The organism is Streptomyces eurythermus, from assembly GCF_014649115.1.
Lineage (GTDB): Bacteria > Actinomycetota > Actinomycetes > Streptomycetales > Streptomycetaceae > Streptomyces > Streptomyces eurythermus.
Map to the genome: position 1 here is coordinate 333,701 of NZ_BMSK01000002.1, position 20,152 is coordinate 353,852.

The 20,152-nt window shown below is 71.6% G+C and carries 15 protein-coding genes; 7 read left to right on the forward strand and 8 right to left on the reverse strand.

All coding sequences use genetic code 11. The annotated features are described in order from the left end of the window. Positions 1–855 (forward strand): helix-turn-helix transcriptional regulator, encoded by an 855-nt coding sequence (locus tag IE251_RS04225; protein ID WP_189751538.1) that lies wholly within the window; start codon positions 1–3, stop codon positions 853–855. A gap of 385 nt (positions 856–1,240) precedes the next feature. Here the strand turns inward: IE251_RS04225 and IE251_RS04230 are convergent, their stop codons facing one another. The 4 genes from IE251_RS04230 to IE251_RS04245 all read right to left on the reverse strand — a co-directional run bounded on the left by IE251_RS04230 (position 1,241) and on the right by IE251_RS04245 (position 6,546). Continuing rightward, positions 1,241–2,620, reverse strand: a complete 1,380-nt coding sequence (locus tag IE251_RS04230; RefSeq protein ID WP_189751539.1) for a nucleobase:cation symporter-2 family protein — start codon at positions 2,618–2,620, stop codon at positions 1,241–1,243. Positions 2,621–2,624: 4 nt separating this feature from the next. Continuing rightward, on the reverse strand, positions 2,625–3,611 hold the full coding sequence (locus IE251_RS04235; protein ID WP_189751540.1) for an isopenicillin N synthase family dioxygenase: 987 nt from the start codon (positions 3,609–3,611) through the stop codon (positions 2,625–2,627). A 266-nt stretch (positions 3,612–3,877) separates the two neighbouring features. Beyond that, positions 3,878–5,206 carry an amidohydrolase family protein gene (locus tag IE251_RS04240; RefSeq protein ID WP_189751541.1) on the reverse strand — a complete coding sequence of 443 codons (1,329 nt, stop codon included), beginning with the start codon at positions 5,204–5,206 and terminating at the stop codon, positions 3,878–3,880. Continuing rightward, complete coding sequence (locus tag IE251_RS04245) at positions 5,203–6,546, reverse strand: uracil-xanthine permease family protein (RefSeq protein WP_189751542.1); 1,344 nt, start codon at positions 6,544–6,546, stop codon at positions 5,203–5,205. Before IE251_RS04245 ends, IE251_RS04240 begins: the two co-directional genes overlap by 4 nt. 537 nt (positions 6,547–7,083) lie before the next feature. Here IE251_RS04245 and IE251_RS42015 point away from each other — a divergent pair. The 3 genes from IE251_RS42015 (at position 7,084) to IE251_RS04260 (ending at position 9,105) form a co-directional block, all read left to right on the forward strand. Continuing rightward, the gene (locus IE251_RS42015) at positions 7,084–7,197 is read left to right on the forward strand and encodes a transposase (protein WP_373301970.1); all 114 of its coding nucleotides are present in this window, start codon (positions 7,084–7,086) and stop codon (positions 7,195–7,197) included. 551 nt (positions 7,198–7,748) lie between these two features. Continuing rightward, positions 7,749–8,141, forward strand: a complete 393-nt coding sequence (locus IE251_RS04255; RefSeq protein WP_189751544.1) for a nuclear transport factor 2-like protein — start codon at positions 7,749–7,751, stop codon at positions 8,139–8,141. A gap of 811 nt (positions 8,142–8,952) precedes the next feature. Continuing rightward, entirely contained in the window at positions 8,953–9,105 is a 153-nt protein-coding gene (locus tag IE251_RS04260) for a hypothetical protein (protein ID WP_189751753.1), read from the forward strand. Between the two features lie 732 nt (positions 9,106–9,837). Here IE251_RS04260 and IE251_RS04265 read toward each other — a convergent pair. The 3 genes from IE251_RS04265 to IE251_RS04275 all read right to left on the reverse strand — a co-directional run bounded on the left by IE251_RS04265 (position 9,838) and on the right by IE251_RS04275 (position 15,315). Beyond that, a complete protein-coding gene (locus IE251_RS04265) occupies positions 9,838–13,044 on the reverse strand; it encodes a M28 family peptidase (RefSeq protein ID WP_189751545.1) in 3,207 nt (1,068 codons plus the stop codon). Positions 13,045–13,283: 239 nt separating this feature from the next. Continuing rightward, positions 13,284–14,690 (reverse strand): helix-turn-helix domain-containing protein, encoded by a 1,407-nt coding sequence (locus tag IE251_RS04270; RefSeq protein ID WP_229896577.1) that lies wholly within the window; start codon positions 14,688–14,690, stop codon positions 13,284–13,286. Positions 14,691–14,844: 154 nt separating this feature from the next. Beyond that, on the reverse strand, positions 14,845–15,315 hold the full coding sequence (locus tag IE251_RS04275; protein WP_189751547.1) for a hypothetical protein: 471 nt from the start codon (positions 15,313–15,315) through the stop codon (positions 14,845–14,847). A gap of 788 nt (positions 15,316–16,103) precedes the next feature. Between IE251_RS04275 and gdhA the strand changes: the two genes are divergently transcribed. Then, entirely contained in the window at positions 16,104–17,462 is a 1,359-nt protein-coding gene (gene gdhA, locus IE251_RS04280) for an NADP-specific glutamate dehydrogenase (RefSeq protein WP_189751548.1), read from the forward strand. Positions 17,463–17,937: 475 nt separating this feature from the next. Here gdhA and IE251_RS04285 read toward each other — a convergent pair whose 3' ends face one another. Continuing rightward, on the reverse strand, positions 17,938–18,903 hold the full coding sequence (locus IE251_RS04285; RefSeq protein ID WP_229896578.1) for a hypothetical protein: 966 nt from the start codon (positions 18,901–18,903) through the stop codon (positions 17,938–17,940). 419 nt (positions 18,904–19,322) lie between these two features. Between IE251_RS04285 and IE251_RS04290 the strand changes: the two genes are divergently transcribed. Together IE251_RS04290 and IE251_RS04295 are read left to right on the forward strand one after the other, a co-directional pair. Then, positions 19,323–19,721, forward strand: a complete 399-nt coding sequence (locus tag IE251_RS04290; protein ID WP_189751549.1) for a hypothetical protein — start codon at positions 19,323–19,325, stop codon at positions 19,719–19,721. After that, complete coding sequence (locus IE251_RS04295) at positions 19,718–19,864, forward strand: hypothetical protein (RefSeq protein WP_189751550.1); 147 nt, start codon at positions 19,718–19,720, stop codon at positions 19,862–19,864. Before IE251_RS04290 ends, IE251_RS04295 begins: the two co-directional genes overlap by 4 nt. Positions 19,865–20,152: the final 288 nt, after the last annotated feature.

A 20,152-nucleotide genomic window follows, 5' to 3' on the forward strand; every position in this document is an offset into this window, starting at 1 on the left:
ATGACCGACAACCACCTGGGCGACTTTCTGCGTGCACGCCGCGCGTGCCTGCGGCCGGAGGACGTCGACATGGCGAGCTACGGGACCCGCAGGGTCACCGGGCTGCGTCGCGAGGAGGTCGCCGTCCTGGCCGGAGTGAACGCCGATTACTACGCTCGCCTGGAACAGGGACGCGAACGCAACCCCTCACCCCAGGTGCTCGACGCCCTCTCCCGGGCGCTCCGGCTCGACGAGGACACCCGCGCGCACCTGTACCGGCTCGCCGGGGCCACACCCGGCGACCACCTCGCCGCGCACACGTCCGGACAAGTCAGTCCCGCACTGCGCCAGCTGATGGACGGCTACCCGAACACCCCCGCATTCGTCCTGGACCGAACCCTGGACATCCTCGCCACCAACGCCCTGGCCGACGCTCTCTTCGCCCCCTTCGATCCGCCGGACAACCTGGCCCGCATGACGTTCCTCGATCCCGCGGGCCGGCACTTCTACACGGACTGGGACCGTGCGGCCCAGGCCGTGGTCGCCAACCTCCGCCACGCGATGGGTTTCGACCCGGACGCTCCGCGGCTGCGCGAGCTGGTCCGCACCCTCACCGAGCGCAGCACCCTGTTCGCCCGCCAGTGGAACAGCCACACCGTGCGCGGCAAGACCCAGGACGCCAAACACCTCCACCACCCGGACGTCGGTCCCCTCACCCTCACCTATCAAGCCTTCGACGTACGCGCCGCGCCCGGCCAGCAGCTCGTCGTCTACCACGCCGAACCGGGCGGCCCCAGTGCCCAGGCGATGGAACTGCTCGGCTCCCTCCACGCCACCCGGAGCCGCCGCGAGGCACGTCGCCAGAATTCATCCTGACCGGCACCGGCGGTCACCCGCCCTGCAGCCCCTGCGGGAGCGTTCGGCAATGCCCGCCGTGAGGTGGCCGAGGCCCGCGCCCGCGAAGCGGCCAGGGCCTGGAAGGAGGAGTACAACGGTGGGACGCGGTCGCGGGCACCGGCTGGGGTACCACCCACGGCCCCGGCCGACCCTGTGTGGGGACTGCGGCCGGGAGGCCGACGTCGACTTGGCGCAGGCCTGGCCGGGCAGGTGGCTCCACCACCCATCCGCCACCCCGGCCGGCGACTACACCGCGCCCAACGGGCTGTTCGTCCTGGCCCGCACCGCCGGCCGGGGCCGGATGCGGAGGATGGAGGCGCCTGGACGAAGCGGACAGTCACTCGGAAAAGACCAGGGCCTGTCGTCAGACTCTCGTCCGCCCTGCCGGCGCCTCGCGCTTCCTTTCCGCCGCGGGCGCCCGCACGAGCCCGGCGTCACGTCCTGCATTCCCGCCGTTGAACGCCAGGTTCAGGCAGAACGCCAGCAGCGTCGCACTCGTCACCGGTGAGCCGAGGACGATGCCGACGCCTTCGGGGAAGCGCGAGTACAGGTCGGGCGCCACCTCGGGCGCCATGCCGACGCCGATCGACACCGCGACGATCAGCAGGTTCTGCGTGCCGTCGAAGTCGACCTTGCGGAGCGTGCTGATACCGACCGCGGCGACCGTCGCGAACATCACGAGCCCCGCTGCGCCGACCACCGGCTGTGGCAACCCGGCGACCCACGCCCCGAGTTTGGGAACCAGGCCGAGGAGCACGAGGATGCCACCCGCGATCGTCGCGACGTGCCGGCTGCGCACCTTCGTCATCGTCACCAGGCCCACGTTCTGCGCGAACACCGTGTCGAGGAAGGCGTTCATGACGCCTCCCAGCACCCCGGAGAGCCCGTCCGCGGCCAGTCCGCGTGCCATGTCGGCGGTGGTCAGCCGCTTCCCGGTCAGCTCCGCGACCGCGATCAGATCGGCCGTCGACTCGGCGAACAGGACCAGCATCACCACGCACATCGACAGCACGGCGACCGCGGGGAATTCCGGGGCGCCGAAGTGGAACGGGGCGCTGAGCCCGATCCAGTCCGCCGTCCGTGCCGCCGAGAAGTCGACCAGGCCGAGCGGAACGGCGACCGCCGTCCCCGCCAGCAGGCCCAGTAGCACGCCGGTTTGAGCGAAGAACCCGCGCCCGAACCGTGCCGCCAACAGGATCACGAGAACGACGAACGCGGCGAGCGCGAGCCGCGAAGGCGCCGCGTGACCGGCGGCCTTCGGGTCGCTTCCGACGACCAGGTTCACGCCCACACCGATCAGCGCAAGCCCCACCACCGTGATCACCACACCGCTCACCAGCGGCGGGAAGAAGCGGACCGCCTTCGCGAACGGATAGGCGATCAGCAGCCCGAACACTCCGGCTGCGAGCATCGACCCGTACACCGCCTGAAGGCCGTACTCCCCGGCGATCAGGATCATCGGCGTCACCGCGGTGAACGCGGCTCCTGCCATCACCGGCATCCGCACACCGAGGAAGCGGCCGACACCGGCACCCTGGATCGTCGTGACGACGCCCGCGACGAGCAGATCGGCGTTGATCAGAACGGCGATCGTCGCGGCATCGAGCCCGGCCGCGGCACCGAACACCAGCGGCACGGTCACACACCCCGTGTACATCACGAGCACGTGCTGGAGCCCCAGCACCGCGAGCCGCCCGAAACCGGCCCGCCGTCCGCCCTTCGCAGGCATCGTCACGTCGATCATGTTCCTATCGGGCGAAGTTCGCAGCGATCCGCTGCCGGATGTAGTCGCCCGCGGTGATCGGCGGATAGCGGCCCTCCCGGCCCTCGATCACCACGTCGCGGTCGGCCTGCGCGAAGAACGCGATGCTGTGGCGGGCCGAGCGGTCCTCGTCAGGCCCCGGGGACCTGACCCGGTGGAAGTTCGACGGGAGCCGGTCGTCACTCCACCGCATCAGCATGTCCCCGATGTTGCAGGTGAGCACGGAGTCCGCCGGCTCGACCGGCGTCCACTCCTGCGCCTCGGCCTCCTTGCCCGGGCACACCTGCAGGCCGCCCTGCCCATCCCGCTGGAACAGCAGCGTCAGGCAGTCGAAGTCGGTGTGCGCTCCGGCCCGCCACACGTCCGCGGGGATCACGGCGTCGTCGGGCACGGCGAAGTAGTGCAGCATCCGCAAGGTCGACTGGTACCGCGGGCTCACCGGGTCGTGGGCGCGCGCGAAGAACCCCTCGGGCAGCCCCAGCCTGTCCGCGAAGCAGGACAGCACCCACATCGCCAGATCCCGGCAGCGCGCCTCGAACGCCAGCACGCGCTCCTGGAACCCGGGCAGCGCGTCGTCCGGCCACAACCCCTCCATGTGCGGGCGGGTCACCTGGTACGACTCCTTCTGGTCGGGCGTCCCGATCGAAGGGCGCACCTGGGTCATCGACTCCCAACCGGAGTTGAGCCCCTTCTTCAGGGCGTGCCGCGCCTTGACCTCCTCCGGCAGGGCGAAGAAGGCCACGGCGTCGGCGAACGCGCCGTCCACGACGCCGGGTTCGATGCCGTGGTTGACCAGCTGAAAGAAGCCGATGTCGGTGGCGGCCGCCCACACTTCCTCGGTGATCTCCGCCTTGCGGCGCTCGAAGTCGGTGAGGTCGATGCGCCGGATCTCCCGGGCGGACGTCTCCGTCCCGGCCCCGCCCATCCGGGACTCCTTGGCCAACTCGTCGAGTGTGTACGTGGTGTTCGTCATCGCGGCTGTCGCTCCTCTGACACGGAGTTGCGTACGGGATGCAGTCACCGCCCCTGCGATCCCCAGCACGGGCACTCAGAGGCCCGCGTGCACGGTCACGGCGGACCCCTTCGTGGGTCCGGCGCCGTGGGCTGGCGCGGGCCACGGTCGCCGGGGCCCGCACGCGATGTGTTCAGTGTGCACGGGGTGTGTTACCGGTGGGGATCACGCTGTTACACGGCCGTAAAGCCCAAGGTGGCCCGGCCGAGGTCTCGGGGCTCCGCCGGTCAATCGCCGCACGAGCTCCAACGGGCGAGGCCTGCCGCCAACTCCCGCGAGGACAGCCGGACATGCTCCCCGTCGCGTACCAGCAGCTCGCCTCCGACCAGCACGGACGCCACCGTCCTGCTGCCCGCGCACGTCAACAGCGTCGCCCCCGGATCGCGGACCGGAAGGCAGGCGTAGTCCCGGTCGAAGCGGTGCAGGACGAGGTCCGCCCGCATCCCCACCCGCACCCCGCCGTCCTCGTTCTCCTCGATCCCGAGCACCCGGTTCGCGCCGCCCACCGCCATCGCGAACATCTCGGGGAACCCGAACAGATCCGCCTTGCGGTGTGCGGCCCGCTGCAGGTACGCGCCGATGCGCAGCGCCTCCAGGATGTCCTGCGTGTCGTTGCTGGCGGCCCCGTCGACCCCGAGACCGACACTCAGGCCGGCCTCCAGCATCTCGGGCACCGGTGCGATACCGCTGCCGAGCCGCATATTGCTCAGCGGGTTGTACGAGACACCGACGCCGTGTCGGGCAAGGGTGGCCCGCCCCTCGGCGTCGAGCTCCACGCAGTGCACGGCGAGCAGCCGTTCCCACAGAAACCCGGCCCGCTCCAGATACTCGACGGCGCCGACCCCTGTACGGTCACGGCACATCGTGTCGTCCGTGGTGGTCTCCAGCAGGTGCAGCGAGACGGGCAGTCCGCGCTCCTCGGCGTACGTGCGCACGGCGCCCATGCCCTCCGGCGTCAGACACCGCGGATTGGGCACGGCCACGCCGACGTCCACCCGGCTGCCACGCGCCTGCGCGATCAGTTCGTCGGTGTGCGCGAGGGCCTCCTTCAACGGCTGCATCAGGCGCGGATCGAAGCCCCACTTGCGGCTCCGGTCGGCCCGGTCGGCGACGCCCCGGCACAGCACGGCCCGTACGCCGCTGTCCTTGAGAGCCCGAAGCACCGCGTCGTGCACCTCGGGCGACGGGTGCGGCCACATGTGCTCGACGAGCGTGGTGGTGCCGCTGCGCAGTGCCTCGGCCGCCGCGGCGGCGGCGGCCGCGTAGGCCCGCTCGGGCGTGAGCAGCACCGCCTCCTCACCGACGGCACTCAGCCACGCGAGCAGCCCGAGCCCCTCGCCGATACCGCGCAGTCCCGCCTGGAAGAGGTGGGTGTGGGTGTTGACGAGACCGGGCGTCAGGTGTCCGCCGTTTCCGTCCAAGACCTCGCCACTGAACGGGAGTTCACCGTGCGCCGAGACCGCCGTGACCCGTCCGTCGGCGATGTGCACATCCATCCCGGGCAGCCAGCGGCTCCCGGTGTGGACAGTGACGTTTGTGATCGTCCCGAGCGTCATCGGGCGGACCCCTTCCGGTGACGGGCCGCTCCCGTGTGGTGGAACAGCAGATGGAGCAGGAACGCCACGATCCCGGTGACGGCGATGCCGCTGTCCAGGACGGTGCGCAGGTACGAGGGGAGCGGCGCGTAGAAGTCCGGTGCGCCGAGGGGGATCATGCCGAGCGCGAAGGCGAGGGCGACGGTCAGCAGATTCCGCGGCTCGGTCAGGTCGGCGCGTGCGAGGATGCGCAGCCCGACGGCGCCCACGGTCCCGAACATGACCAGCGAGACGCCGCCGAGGACCGGCCCCGGCACAGCGGCGACGGCGGCCCCGAGTACGGGCACGAACGCGAGCACCACCATCAACACCCCTGACAGCGCCACCACATGACGGCTCCTCACGCGGGTCACGCTCACCAGGCCCACCGACTGCCCGAACGTCACGATGGGGAAGGAGGCGAGCGCCCCCGACAGCACAGTGGCGGCCCCGTCCGCGCGCAGCGCCCGTACAACGGTGGGCGCGTCGTTGCCACGGCCGGCGATCTGGCCGACCGCGAGGGTGTCGCCGACGGACTCCACCATGTTCACGAGCTGCACGACCAGCATCGCCGCGATGGCGGGCACCACGAACGCGGGCGCCCCGAAAGCGGTCGGATCGGGCGCCGTGACGACGCTGGCATGCGCGACCCCAGACCCGTCGAACAGTCCCAGCGGTAGCGCGGCCACGGTGCCCACGGCCATGGCGAGAAGCACCGAGAAGCGGGCGAGCGCGGGCGGCGCGACGCGCTCCACGACGACCACGAGCAGCACCGTCCCGGCGGCGAGCGCCAGCCCGCGGCCACCGCTGCCTCCGGCCCCCTCCCCGGCGACAAGACCGGCCGCCGAAGGCACCAGCGAGAACCCGATGACAGCGATGACCGTCCCGGTGACCAGCGGCGGAAACAGATGCAGACAGCGTCCGAACCAGGGGGCGACGGCCAGCGTCACCAGGCCGGACACGACGGTCGCCCCGAACACGGCGGCGAGCCCGTGCTGCTGCCCGATGAGGATGGCGGGGGTGATCGCGGTGAACGTGGAGCCCATCACGATCGGCAACCGCGCCCCGAACCACTTCCAACCCAGCGACTGCAACACGGTGGCGACTCCGCTGGCCAGCAGGTTCGCGCTGATGAGCAGCCGTATCCGGTCCTCGGGCAGATGGAGCGCGGTTCCCACGAGCAGCGGCATCGTGGCCATGCCCGCGTACGCGACGAGCAGATGCTGCAGGCTCAGCGGCACGAGCCGCCGCCACGGCGGCCGTACATCGACGGGGTGAGGTCCTTGGTGTGCGGGCGCGACGGCATGCTCGACAACAGCCATCGTTCCTCCTCGCAGCTCGGCGGAAGACGGCTGGTTAGCGCCCAGGCAAGCCCCGCACCCGGACGCACACCGGCCGTTGCAGCCATGACCGGTGTAGAGGTGACCGTAGGAAGGCGGTGTTTCGTCGGCGTTGCGCTCAGGAAACCGCGGCGTACCCGAAGGGCACGGACTAGGCGGGCCCCGCCGGACGGGACCAGACCTCCGGCACCCCCAAGCCCGCCAAGCTCCCCACAGGCGCCGACGACCCCGCGGAGGGCAGGCGGCTGTGGGCGGCGAGCTAGCAGCTCACGGGTGTCCCCTTCGACCTCGAAGCCGGGGCCGCCATCTGAAGGGTGGTGCGGAAGGCCGTGATCAGGCAGGTCGGGACGGTGTACCAGGCTGAGCGGTCATGCGGTGAGGGCGAGGTTGTGCATGCGGGCAAAGCCTCTGATCCGGTAGATCATCTTGAGTGACGCGAGTGCAACTGTGACGGACGATGAGCGGGAGTTCATCGGGCCGTACCTGCCGATCGGCGCGTAGGGCCCGTATCCCAAGCGGCTGCGGCAGCAGTTCGAGGGTGTGATCTGGCGGTTCAAGACCGGCGGGCAGTGGCGGGAGATGCCGCAGGATTCCGGAGTCTGGTCGACCGTCTCCAACCGCTTCCGGCAGTGACGTGACGCCGGTGTGTTCGAGGCCCTTCTGGAGGGCCTGACATGGGAGGCCGTGAAGCGGGGCGAGGTGGACCTGTCGCTGGTCGGCATCGACTCCACCACCGCGCGCGCCCGCCACGATGCCGCTGGAAGCTCCGCCTCAAGGCCGCCCTCCTGGGAGGCTGCCCGGGGCAGGCGGACCAGCAGCAGCGACGAGGAGACCGAACGCCTCTGGGGCCACCCGCCATCGAATACCATCGCGGCCCTACCCGGCCGGGGCGGTTCCTGCTCGCCCCCGACGGCGCCTGCCAACCCCCCCACGAGGTAGCCGGCCACGACCTCACCGGCAACTCCCCGCACCGCGGGCGTGGCCGGGCCCGTGCGGCCACCGCGCGGCGGGGCAGGGCGAGGACGTGCGGCGGCAGCGCGCCGGTGAGCCGTGACCGCGGTACGTGGCGCCGCGGCCGGCCCGAGGGGGCGGCACCCGCCTCAAGTAATCTTCAGGGGACACTCGTTGTGGTGTGCCGCCGATACCGGCATCCCCCGGCGCAGGCCGCAGGAAGGGGAAGAACGATGAAGCAGCGTGCCGCTCCCGTCTCTGTGCCGCGGTGGGTCGAACAGCTCATGCACGAGATCGACACCCTCGATTTCGGCGAGGGTTTCGCCCGGATGACCGACGACACGGAGATGTTCTTCGGCACGGCCCATGTGGTGGGTGCCGAGGCCGTCAAGGCATTCTTCGTCACGATCGACGAGCCGCTGCACATCGAGCACACCGTCCTCGAGTGCTGGGACGCCCCCGACGGGGTCCTGTTCCTGCGCGGCGAGGCCGTGATGGCGAAGAAGACCGACCCGGACACCATCGTGCGGGCCCCGTTCATGCACCTGTACCGCCTCGACGACGGCGGCAGGATCCGCACCCTCCACGTGACCGCCGGACCGCTGCGCACCGATGCGGTGATGTGAGGAAGACGCAGGTCCTGACGTCTCCTACGGTGCCACCAAGTCCGCCTCGTAGGCGGTGATCTCATCACCGCTGCGCCTGGTCACGGCGAGAATCGTCCAACACCGCTCCGGCCGCGGATCGCGCCGAACCCGGACGCCGACGCCTGGGCCCGATCTACGGTGCCTTCGCCGGGTTGATCCGGGCCTGCTTGACTCACGTTCGGCCGCTGCTCCCGCGGAGCGAGACGTGCGGCCGATCGGCCTTCTGTGAGGCCGGGGTCCGGGCCGGGCGACGGTTGGGCCGGGACCTCGCCGTCCTCGGCCTGGCGGCGGCCGACGTCGTTCACCCGGGCGCAGCTGCGCAACCCCTTCGGTGAAGGCCGGCACCCGCGTGCCGACCAGATCGAGGCTTCTGGCTGCAAGCCAGCTCTTCCCGGAGCGCCTCTGTGTATCTCTGAAGCCGGGTGGGTTCGTCCGTTTTCGGCCATCTCTCAGGGGCCGGGAGGCAAGGGACGGGCAGGGGGTAGGCGCGTAGGTATGGATGGCACACGACTGCGGCAGGACAAGCGGATCCCCCAGGAAGCGCGTGCCCGGGGAACCATGGGAATCTGGCGGTGGGCCAGGTGGGTGGCGCTTGTCCTTGCGATCAGCTGGGCGGTGAACTGGGCCGTCAACCTCGCCCGGGGTGAGGGAGGACGGGATCTGTGGTGGCCTTTGGTCAGTACCGTCATCTGGGCAGGACTGACCGCGTACGGCTTCAGGACCTACCGCCGGATCAGGACGAGGACTTTGCCGAACGTCACCGGCCGTCCGCCAGCCTGACCGCCCCCTTTTGCCCGGCGCCGACCTCGGCCGGCCTCTCGTGCCGCTGGAGTCGGTCGACCCGATCCGGATCGCCGAGGGCTACTACCTCCAGCCCGCCGGCCGGATCGCGGCCAAGGGCGCGGACCGCGCAGAGGAGGCCTACGACGAGGCGCCGCCGTAGGTTCCGGCCATGTCCGCCAACGAGAACGCGCCCGCGCCGCACACCGTCCGGCAGCCGGCTGCCGCCGCGCCCGGCCGTCTTCGCGGCCTCCCGCACGGCTCGTCCCGGATCGCCTCGCCGCCCCCGGACGCCTGCACGGCGGCACGGCCGGTACCCTTCCGGTCCCGCTCGCGTTCGATCATCCGTGTCACGGCCGCGTTCCCGACCGCCCGTTGCAGGGTGGCCGCACGCGCGCCAGAGGCCTGAACGGGCTTGCCGGGCCGGGCCTGTTCGCGGTCGGTGCCGTTGATCCGCCCGGGCTCGGCGGTGTATCGCATGGAGGATCCGTTCGAACGGGATCTCGTGTATCGCCTCAGCGTGCGACTCTGGCGCAGGAACCGCCGTGAGGGAAGGGCACAGCGGATGAACGAAGAGCCGGTCCGCTCTGCCCGAACGGTCACCGTGTACAAGCCGGTTGATCCTCGTCTCTCCGCTCGGGCGACCGGTCCTTCGTGGTCTGCGTCCTGTGGGCGCCGGCCGGAGGGATCGCCGCGGCGCCGGTCGTCATGGGCGCCACCCGAGCCACCCGTCACCTTGCCGAACGGCGACGCACGCGCCGGCACGGAGGAAATCACCCGAGCGGCTGCGCTGTTGCGGCCGCGCGTGACCGAGCCCCGGCCGGTCCCGTCCCACGGGACCGGCCGGGGCCGGGGGTGTGCGGTCGTGCGCGTGCGTTGTGCCGGGTGGCGACCGTCAGATGCGCTGCCACAGGGCGGGCACGTTCGGCGGCTCCCAGCCCGGGTAGGCGGTGTGGCCCTGGATGCACCGGTAGCTGACGCCGTCGTAGGTCACGACGTCACCGGCCGCGTAGGTGGTGCCCACCTGCCAGGTGGTGTCGCCGCCGCCACCGCCGGGCACGGTGAGGGTGTAGGTGGTGGTGTGGCTGGCGCCGCCCGTTCCCGTGATGGTGAGGGTGTACGTGCCGCCCGGCGTCCCCGCGGCGACCTGCACGGTGGCGGTCGAGGACTGGCCGGAGGTCACCGAGGACGGGCTGAACGACACGCTCACACCCTGTGGAGCGCCGGACGCCGACAGCCTGACGCTCTGGGCGTTTCCGCTGGTGGTGGCGGTGGATATGGTCACCGTGGCGGACGAGCCGGGCGAGATGGTGCCGGCGGCCGGGCTGGCGGAGATCGAGAAGTCGTCGGCCGGTGCGGGCACGTCACCGACGGCCGTCTTCCAGATCGTGTACGCGATCCCGTCCGCGCTGCGGTTGAGCGCGGTGGCGTTGATGTTGCCGGTGGTGTCGCAGGCGGAGTGGTAGCACGCGTCGTAGGCGCGGCCCGCGGTGCCGCCCCATTTGGCGGCCTCGGCGGCGGACTTCACGGCCGAGGCACCGGTGGCGTAGCCGGAGGTGGGGATGCCCACCTGCTGGAAGGAGTAGTCGTCGGAGCGGCCCTGGCCCTCGACGTTCTCCTGCGGGGCCAGGCCCAGGGAGTCCCAGTAGGCCTTCATCGGCGCCGCGGCGGCCGAGTTCAGGTTGTTGACGAAGTAACCGGCGTTGGTCGAGGCGACCATGTCGAAGTTGTAGTACGCCTTGATCCGGGCGCGTTCGGTCGTGGAGAGCGAACGGGCGTAGAAGTCGGAGCCGTTCAGGCCCTGCTCCTCATCGGTCCACCAGGCGAAGCGGACCCGGTTCTTCATGGCGGGGGTGGACTGCGCCAGGGTCAGCGCGGTCTCCAGGAGCGCGGCGGAGCCGGAGCCGTTGTCGTTGATGCCGGGTCCGGCGGACACGCTGTCGAGGTGTGCGCCGAACATGTAGACGTTGTTCGCGTCGCCCTGCGGCCACTCGGCGATCAGGTTGTTGCCCGCTCCCGCGGTGCAGCCGGAGGTGCAGCTCTGCTCGGTGACCGTGTAACCGGCCGTCTGGAGCCGGTCCTTGACGTAGGCGAGCGAGGCCCGGTAACCGGCCGTGGTGGAGCGGCGGTTGCCGCCGTTCTGCGAGGCGATGGTGTTCAGCTGGGCCAGGTGTGCCTGCACCTTGGCCACGTCGACGTCCGGCGGGGTGGACGGGTTGCCGCCACCGCCGCCCACCCGCAGCGTGTACTGGGCGGTGTGGGTCTTCGTGCCGGCGGTGCCCGTGACCGTGATCTGGTAGGTGCCGGCGGCCGTGGCCGACGAGGTGGAGACCGTCATCGTGGAGCTGTTGCCGGAGGTGACCGTCGCCGGGCTGAAGGAGACGTTCACCCCGGACGGCGCGCCGGAGGCGGTCAGGGAGACCTGCTGGGCGCTTCCGGAGACGGTGCTGGTGCTGACGGTGGCGCGCGCCGAGGCGCCCGCGGCGACGTCACCCGAGGCGGGGCTGAGCGCCAGCGAGAAGTCGGTCTGCTCGCCCGTGCAGGTCGGGTCGCCGGTCTGCGCGGTCACGCTGATCGCGTCCCAGGCGGCCTTGGTGGAGTTGAACAGGGCGCAGCTCGCGTCGAGGTTCTTCGCGGTGGTGAGGGTGGCGGTGCGGTACCGCTTGTACGTCATGCCGCTGGTCTTGAGCAGCATGCCGCCGTAGAAGATCTTGCCCGCGTTCTGGATGCCGACACCGGTGACGGTGGAGTTGTTGCAGGTCGGGCTGGAGGGCTTGCCGCCGCCGGGGTTGGAGCCCTCGGCCAGCAGGTAGAACCAGTGGTTGAGCGGGCCGGCCGCCGCGTGCTCCTCGGTCTGCGGGATCGACGCGGAGTAGCAGTTGGGGTTGTTGCCGACCTGGCTGGGGTTGTACATGTTGCGGATCGGGCCGCGGCCCTGGAGGTTGATCACCTCGCCGACGGTGTAGTCGGGAGTGTCGTACGGCGCCGGCTCGTTGGCGTACGCCTCGGTCAGGGCGCCCATGATGTCGCCGGTCGCCTCGCCCAGCCCGCTCTCGTGGTTGGCGCCGCCGGGGGTGAAGGAGTCCAGGCCGTGGCCGAACTCGTGGCCCACCACGTCGATTCCGGCGATCCACTCGTTCGCGCTGTTGTGGCCGATGGTGATGGTGGAGCCGTCCCAGTACGCGTTCAGCTCGTTGAGTCCGACGCGGACCGGCCAGCTGCCGCCGTTGCCGTCGTGCCCGTTGCGGCCGAGCCAGTTCTTGAGCATGTCCGATTCCTTCTGCGCGGCGAACATCGCGTCCACGCAGCCGGTTTCCTTGCTCGTGGGGTTGCCGGTGCCCCAGGTGTCGGTCGTCTTGGTGAACAGGCCGCCGCTGTAGTCCGAACACTGGAGTCCGGGCCGGGTGGTGTCGCGCAGCACGTAGTTGGTGCCGGACCGGGAGGTGTCGATGGTCAGCGGGTTCGGGCCGTTCCACTTGCTGTTGCCGCTGCCCGCCCGGACGTCGTCGTAGGTGTCGACGACCTTTCCGGTGCGCGCGTCGACGAAGACGTGCAGCCGGCTGGGGACGTTCGCCTTGGTACGCCCGGTCAGCACGGTTTCCCAGGCGAGGGTGGCGCGGTCGCCCCGGGCCCGCACGACCAGCCGCCGGGAGTCGACCTTCTCGGTCTTCGCGAGCGTGGCCCGGCTGGTGCGGACGGCTTGCGCGGCGGTGACCCGGGCCTTGGTGGGGAGCGCGATCCTGGCCTTGGTGGCGGACTGGACCGAGCGGACCTTGCCGTCGCCGTCGGCGAGGACGACCACGTCGCCGCCCACCACGGGCAGACCCCGGTAGGTGCGCTCGTAGGCGACGGAGTACAGGCCCTTGACCCAGGGGGTGACCTGACGCCGGTCGTACTGCTCCTCGGGGCCCTTGGCCAGCGCGTCGAGGCCGCTGCGTGCCGCCCGGTCGGCGGCCGCGACGGCTCTGGCGACGGGGGCCGGTTCCGGTTTGCCCGCCGGGGGAGCGGTGTGGGGGGCGGCCGAGGCGAAGGCGGCCGGCATCACCACCCCTCCCAGCGTCAGGGCCAGGGATGTCCCGGCCACCGCCAGCTTTCTCAGCATCGTTGTCGCTCCTTGTGAGAGGTCGTGGGGCTCGCCCGGCGTCTGATGGGCATGTGCATGCCAATCGTGGAGCCGGTGTTCGCGGTGTGTCGGTGTCTCCGCCCGTCCCGCGCCGGGGTGGCACGCCACGCCGCCGGGCTGGCCGAACCCTCACATCGCCGCGCGCCCGGGTCAACGGCGCGTGGCCCGCCGCCCCGTCCTGGCAAAAACCGGCAAAGGCCCGGGGCGGCGGAACCCGCTCAGATCCCCGCGGCCGGCAGCCGCTCGCGGTACTCCCTGACCTCCGGCACGTCACCCCAGCGGGCGAGCAGCCTGCCGTGCAGTCCGCGCAACTCGGCGTTGATCACCAACTCGCGCGAGGACACCGCCTGGTCGAGCACCGGGGCCGCCAGGGCGACCGCCGCGCCGGGGTCACCCGCGCACGCCCAACTGTCGGCCAGGCGCAGGGTGAGCAGCAGCCGGGTCTCCCGCATCAGCGGCGGCAGCTGGGCACACGACCGCGCGGTGGCGTGGACGGCGCGCCGCGCGGTCACCCGGTCGCCGGTCGCGGCGGCCAGGTCGCGCAGCGCCCCGCCGATCGCCGACTCCACCCTCATCTCGCCCTCGGCGCCGGACAGCCAGGGCGCCTCCAGCAGATCCCGGTGGCCGAGGCGGGCGAATGAGCGCCGGGCCAGGGCGATGTGCCGTCGGCACTCGGCGGGGTCGTGGCCGAGCGCGTGCCCGCGCGCCCGGTACAGGTGGGAGAGGGTGACCACCCACCGCCGCCCGGGGTCCACCGCGCCGATGGCCTCGGCGTAGGCGAGAGCCGAGCCGGCGTCGCGGTCGAGCCGGACCAGGGTGCACACGTCACTGAGCAGGGTCGCCCGGGCCGGGACGTCGTGCACCGCGTCCGCCCATCCCAGGCCGTGACCGAACCAGGCCATGCCGATGCTGCTCTGTCCGCGCTGCATCCGCAGCCGCCCGGCGACCTGTGCGTACTGGGCGGCCAGCCGGAGCTGTCCGTACGGCAGCCGGCCGCTGGAGTTCACCGCCCCCGCCCACCGCACCAGCGCCCGTAACAGCCGCTCCACCGTGCTCACGCCGTCGGCCGCGCCCCGGTGCAGCGCGCCGCGGATCAGACAGGCCAGGACGGCGGTGAGCGCGTGCAGCACCTCCGGCTCGCTGCCCGGGAGACCGTCGGACCCGCCCCCCGGCGCGGTCAGCAGGTCCAGCAGATACGGGGTCCCCGCCTGGTCGGGCACCGTACAGCCCACGGTGTCGTGCAGCGGGCACGCCAGGCCCTCGGCGGGAAGCTCCGACGGCCACAGCAGGGGGTCGAGCACGTCCTGGCCGACGGGGGATTCCCCGCCGCCCGGCACCGGGGCGAACAGCCGCGGGTTCGCCGGCGCGCGGTCGGGGCGGTACGGCGCCCCGACCGGGGCGGCGACGACCGCCGCCAGCTCGCCGCCGGTGCCCAGGACGGAGTCGAGCCGGCCCACGAGCCCGGCCGGCGGTTCGCGCAGCCCCGCCTCGAGCCTGCTGATGAGGCTGTGGTGGTACCCCACCCTCAGCCCGAGTTGCGACTGGGTCAGCCCGGCCCGTCTGCGCCAGGCCCGCAGCCGCCGCCCGAACTCCGCCCAGGACTCCACCGGCTGTGCCGTCTCCACAGACCTGCTCCTCCCGACGAAGGCCCCGCCGCCGACAGCGTGGTGCCGGGTGCCGCATGCGTGCGGGTCCGGGCCGCGCGGGGCCGCCCGGGCGCACATGCCCCGGGCTTGGGTGGGTGCGCGCCCCGGGGAACGCGCGCCGACGTGCCCGGGATCAGGCCGGGCAGGCTCCCAGGTCCCCCCGGACGCACCACTGGCCGGTGACGCCGCCGGAGTCAACCGGGGCGACGTCGACGGCGGGCCGCGTGTCGGTGCCGGTGAACCGTCCGATCTTCCGGTCGCCGACGAAGACCTGCCCGTTGCCGGTGGCTTGCCGTGCCGTCTCCTGCGAGGTGTGCGTAACGCTCGAAGCGACTGACGGGACCTGTGGGGGTGTGCTGTCGCCGACCTCGGCGTACTCGGCGTGTCCGCTGCTGCGGCCGGGCGGGCTTTCGAGCCTCTCCGTGCCCCGGGGCTCGTGCCCGATCCGGCCCCCGGGGACGATGGCCTCGGCGTACCGCTCCTGCCGACTCGCCGGCAGGGCCACCCGGCCATGGGCGCCGACCGGGGCCGCTGGAACGCCGGCGATGAGCAGGGGAGCGACCGGCGCGCCGACGGCGACGGCCACTCGTCTTCTCGTGCGCATGCCCTGCCACTCCCTTCCGTGCGCACCGAGGCCGCCGCCACGGCTCGGGACGCGGGCGCCGGTGCTGGTCCGGACCTGACTCACTAGGTCTAGACCATAGCTGTGAACCGGCCCCCGTCAAGAGCCCGGACGGGAGTGAACCACCGCCCCGCGACAGCTGCTTCAGAGCTCGCTTATCGGTGGTGAGTACTCGCAATGGGACATCCCGCAACCGAAGGTGCCGAAGGCCCCGTGCGGCCGCGGCGGTCGAATGCCGCATGGAGGTCGGAGTCCCGCCGACCCTCGACGGAATCAGACAGGCCACCTGCCTATGGCTTCACGTCGAGACGTACAAGCCGCGGCAGGGCGAAGTGCCGCCGGGTGCGGCGCTTGAAGAAGGCCGAGGCGCCTGTCGCGGCCGCCCGTTGCGCGGCCGGACCCGCCTGCTGCCCCGTCCTCCTCGCGCTGCCCAGGCCCGGCGTGCGACGACGCGCTCGGCTACGTCCCCAGCATCGCCGCAGCCTCTTCGGCCCATGCCGCCACCGGTGCGGATCTCACCCCGGCCCTCACCACCAGCACGGCCGTAGGGCCGCCGCGACAGCATGTGATCTCAGACTGCGGACAGTTGTGGGACCCTGCTGGCCTTGGGGTTTACACAGAGGTAACACTGAGGGGCCGGCCGTTCCCCGGGAGGTCAGTGTGACAGCTGACGAGGGGTCCGGGGCGGCCCCGTCCTGCGCGCGGCAATGGAGCCGGGCGCCTCCTCACCGGGCTCGTACCGGTGAACAGCCGTGCCAGAAAGGGACCTTGTGACGACCCGAGACGAGAGCAAGACCCGGCTCGACGCCCTGCGCGTCGAGATCGAGCGGCGCAACCCCGCCCAACCCGAGTTCCACCAGGCCGTGCACGAGGTGCTGGACTCGCTCGCGCCGGTGCTCGCGGCGCGGCCGGAGTTCGCCGAGCCGGGCCTCATCGAGCGGCTCTGCGAGCCGGAGCGCCAGGTCATCTTCCGCGTACCCTGGCAGGACGACCAGGGTCGCGTGCACGTCAACCGGGGCTTCCGGGTGGAATTCAACAGCGCGCTCGGCCCGTACAAGGGGGGCCTGCGCTTCCACCCGTCCGTCAACCTCGGCATCATCAAGTTCCTCGGTTTCGAGCAGATCTTCAAGAACGCGCTGACCGGACTCGGTATCGGCGGCGGCAAGGGCGGCAGCGACTTCGACCCGCACGGCCGCAGTGACGCGGAGATCATGCGGTTCTGCCAGTCGTTCATGACGGAGCTGTACCGGCACATCGGTGAGCACACCGATGTGCCGGCCGGTGACATCGGGGTCGGCGGACGCGAGATCGGCTATCTGTTCGGGCAGTACCGGCGGATCACGAACCGCTGGGAGGCCGGTGTCCTCACCGGCAAGGGAACGGGCTGGGGCGGTTCGGCGATCAGGCCCGAGGCCACCGGGTACGGGAGCGTGCTGTTCGCGGCGGCGATGCTGCGCGAGCGCGGTGAGGACCTGGAGGGACAGACGGCGGTCGTCTCCGGCTCCGGCAACGTCGCGATCTACACCGTCGAGAAACTGCTCGCCCTGGGCGCCAATCCGCTGACCTGCTCGGATTCCAGCGGGTACGTCGTCGACGACAAGGGCATCGACATCGACCTGCTCAAGCAGGTCAAGGAGGTCGAGCGCGGACGGATCAGCGAGTACGCCGAACGGCGCGGGTCCTCCGCCCGGTTCGTGCCGGGCGGACGGGTCTGGGAAGTCCCGGCCGACGTCGCACTGCCGTCCGCCACCCAGAACGAGCTGGACGAGACCGACGCCGCCGCGCTCGTGCGCAACGGCGTGAAGGCGGTCGCCGAGGGCGCGAACATGCCCACCACGCCCGAGGCGGTGCACCTCTTCCAGCGCGCCGGTGTCGCCTTCGGCCCCGGCAAGGCCGCCAACGCGGGCGGGGTCGCGGTGAGCGCCCTGGAGATGGCCCAGAACCACGCGCGGACGGCCTGGTCGCCGGCCCGGGTGGAGGAGGAACTGGCGCACATCATGCGGGACATCCACGCGACCTGCCACGAGACCGCGGAACGCTACGGCGCCCCGGGCGATTATGTCACCGGCGCGAACATCGCCGGCTTCGAACGGGTCGCCGACGCGATGCTCGCCCAAGGCGTGATCTGAAGCGGACGACCGCTCCGCACGCAGCCCTCGTCCCCCGGCGTTCACATGGGCACGGGCGGATGAACCCGCACGCCCGCCGCCCCGGCACCGCCGGGGCGGCGGGCGGGCCGGCCGCGGCCGGAGTCTGGGCGCGGCGGCGGCATCCGCCGGTACGGCCCGGCAGCGGCCTGCGGCCAGTGGAGCGCGGGGCGCGGGCGGCACTCCCGCGCCCCGGCGCAGGTCGGCTGCGGGACGTACCAAGGGCTCGACGACAGCCGCGGACGGCTGCGCAGCGCGACCACCATCGCGACACGGTGAAGCCCAGGCGGGGGCCGCGGTCATCCAGCCCATGGGTCACCGTGCTGACCGTGACCCGACCGCCCGGGCCGGACCTGCCGTGCCGTAGGCCGGCCCTGTGCATCCGCTCTCGGCTGTGCGCGGAGTGAAGGTCACGGTGATCGTCGCGGCCGGCCGGTTCCCGGATGCAGCCGAGTCGTCAGTGGCAGATGCGGGCGGTGGTGAGGGCGCCGCCCGCGTTCTCGTCGTCCGTGCCGAGGACCGCGGTGTCGGAGCCGGACACGCAGTCCACGGCCTCGACCTTGTGCCCCTTGAACTTCCGCAGGATCTCCGGGGAACGGGACAGCGTGAGCCGTACCCGGCCCGAGCGGTCGAGCGACACCGAGCCCGCGTCGCTCACCGCCGAGTCGAACGGGCCGTCGTCCCCCTCGTCCGACGCCGAGGCGATCAGCAGCCGGCCCGAGTCGGTGACGGAGATGTCGGAGGCGTGCCGGACGTCCCGGGTGGGATACGGCGCACGGTAGGAGGCCTTCGTCACCCTGCCGAACACCGACTCCCCGTACTGGTTGAACGACAGCGGTGCCGCGTAGAGCGTCGCGGGTCGGCCGTCGCCTTCACCCCGGTCGGCCCAGACCGCCGCCAGCGCGTGGTGCCGGGAGACGAGCGTGAAACTCTCGAAATTGTCGCCCTGACCTATCGCCGGGAGCGGCGAGAGGTCGCGGACCTGGACCGCCTTCCCGTCGGCGGTGACCTCGAGGTGGTAGACGAGGCCGCGGCTCGACACGGCCAGGTACTCATCGGAGGTGCCTGGCACCGATTCGATCGCCTCCACGTCGATCGGCTCGGCACCGCCCCTCCATTCGAGTGGCCGCACGGTGGTCGTACGGCCGGACTGGCCCGCGCGGTAGTCGAGTTGGGCGACGCGGGTTTCTCCGGGGCGCTTGTTGTCCAGGGCGATCAGGGTCCGGTAGGTGCTGCCCGTGCGCGAGGTGACGCTGAGTCCGCTGATGCCGCTCTTCACATCGTGGCCGACCTGCGTCCATCCGGTGGCTGCGAGCGCCGGCGCGCCACTCGTCCGGGCCACGGTCACTCCCGTGCCCGCGGCCAGGGCACCTCCCGCACAGAGCACGGCGATGGTGGTCAGGACGGTTTTGCGCATGCGCATGAAGCTCTCCCCTGGTGATGTGACGCGCGTAGATGATCACTGGCTGGGACGGTAACGGCCTGCCCGGCCACCCGGCAAGAGGCGTGACCGCATGAACGGAAAATGTTTTCCGGTGGCGGTAGGGTCGCCGTGCATCGGCGCGGTACCGTCCGGTGGACCGCGTTCGCTGCGGTATCGGCTTCCTCGCCGTGCGGCAGCCACGTCGGGCACCAAGCCCCGGTCGGAGCAGCAACGGCAGGCCGGAACTTCGGTTCTCATCGAGCGGAAGGCGGCCACCTCTTGGGCGGATGCCGTACCAGCGGCGCGTGCGGCATGACGCCCGTGTGGATCTCGAAGGATTAGGCGCTGTCGCAGCCGCAGCGGTCGGTGCGATCGGAGTACTCGCCGCAGTCGTCGTCGGCCGTTGGAATCTACGAGCCATGCTGCGCGCAGCCGACCGCACGTACCAGGGTGCGCTGGGCGCCGCGGTGGCGACGGCCTCGGGGAATCACGAACAGTGGCGCCGCACCGTCCGCCGCGACGCCTACGTTCAACTCCTGCTCGCCGCCTCGGAGGCCGAGCGGATCGTGCTCGCCCGCGACGAAGCAGCCACCACGCAGGAAGCCGTCAGGGCGACCGAGACAGCACTGCTGGACATGCGGCACGGGAGGGCGACGGCGTACTCCGTCGGCCGCCTGGAATCAGCCGAGTCGGACGTCGAAGCGGCCGCACCGACCCGGGCGACGAAGGATTCGATGCCCAGCAGGCCTTGCACTTGTGCCCCAGCTGAGCGCCTCGCACATCGACGCCATCATTCTGATGTCTCGTTCGCCGGTTGAACCTCCACCGCCTGGAGGAGGAATTCACCGAGGCCCGACGAAGCCGCCCGCCGGTGCTGAGCGTTGAGTCGCTGCGGGCGGTGGCCGCCGAGAAGCCGGCCCTGGCGCGGCTGGGTCAAGCCGTCGCCGAGGACCCGGGGTGACGTTGGCGTGCTTGCGGACCCAGCCTGCAAGCACGTCCTTATGTCCATGTGTGCGACCGATGGGCTAAATGTGACATATCTCTGGTGTGCGTGGAAGCATGGAACAAAAGGCACTTGGTGCCGAAGACAGGCGAGAGGAGTGCATCATGATCGCCAAGCTGCTCAGGAGGCTGTCCTTCACCCGCCGCTACGGTGCGTACGGCGAACACGACTGGACGTGACTGCACTGCCGGCGGGGCCCCCTGGGCGCCCGCTGGCCCCCGGCCACGCTGCCGACGATATCGACCT

Bases quoted from the DNA above. Each gene is read 5' to 3' on its own strand.
- IE251_RS04225 (WP_189751538.1), top strand. From the start codon at position 1: ATGACCGACAACCACCTGGGCGACTTTCTGCGTGCACGCCGCGCGTGC.
- IE251_RS04230 (WP_189751539.1), bottom strand. From the start codon at position 2,620: ATGATCGACGTGACGATGCCTGCGAAGGGCGGACGGCGGGCCGGTTTC.
- IE251_RS04235 (WP_189751540.1), bottom strand. From the start codon at position 3,611: ATGACGAACACCACGTACACACTCGACGAGTTGGCCAAGGAGTCCCGG.
- IE251_RS04240 (WP_189751541.1), bottom strand. From the start codon at position 5,206: ATGACGCTCGGGACGATCACAAACGTCACTGTCCACACCGGGAGCCGC.
- IE251_RS04245 (WP_189751542.1), bottom strand. From the start codon at position 6,546: ATGGCTGTTGTCGAGCATGCCGTCGCGCCCGCACACCAAGGACCTCAC.
- IE251_RS04255 (WP_189751544.1), top strand. From the start codon at position 7,749: ATGAAGCAGCGTGCCGCTCCCGTCTCTGTGCCGCGGTGGGTCGAACAG.
- IE251_RS04265 (WP_189751545.1), bottom strand. From the start codon at position 13,044: ATGCTGAGAAAGCTGGCGGTGGCCGGGACATCCCTGGCCCTGACGCTG.
- IE251_RS04275 (WP_189751547.1), bottom strand. From the start codon at position 15,315: ATGCGCACGAGAAGACGAGTGGCCGTCGCCGTCGGCGCGCCGGTCGCT.
- IE251_RS04285 (WP_229896578.1), bottom strand. From the start codon at position 18,903: ATGCGCATGCGCAAAACCGTCCTGACCACCATCGCCGTGCTCTGTGCG.
- IE251_RS04290 (WP_189751549.1), top strand. From the start codon at position 19,323: ATGCTGCGCGCAGCCGACCGCACGTACCAGGGTGCGCTGGGCGCCGCG.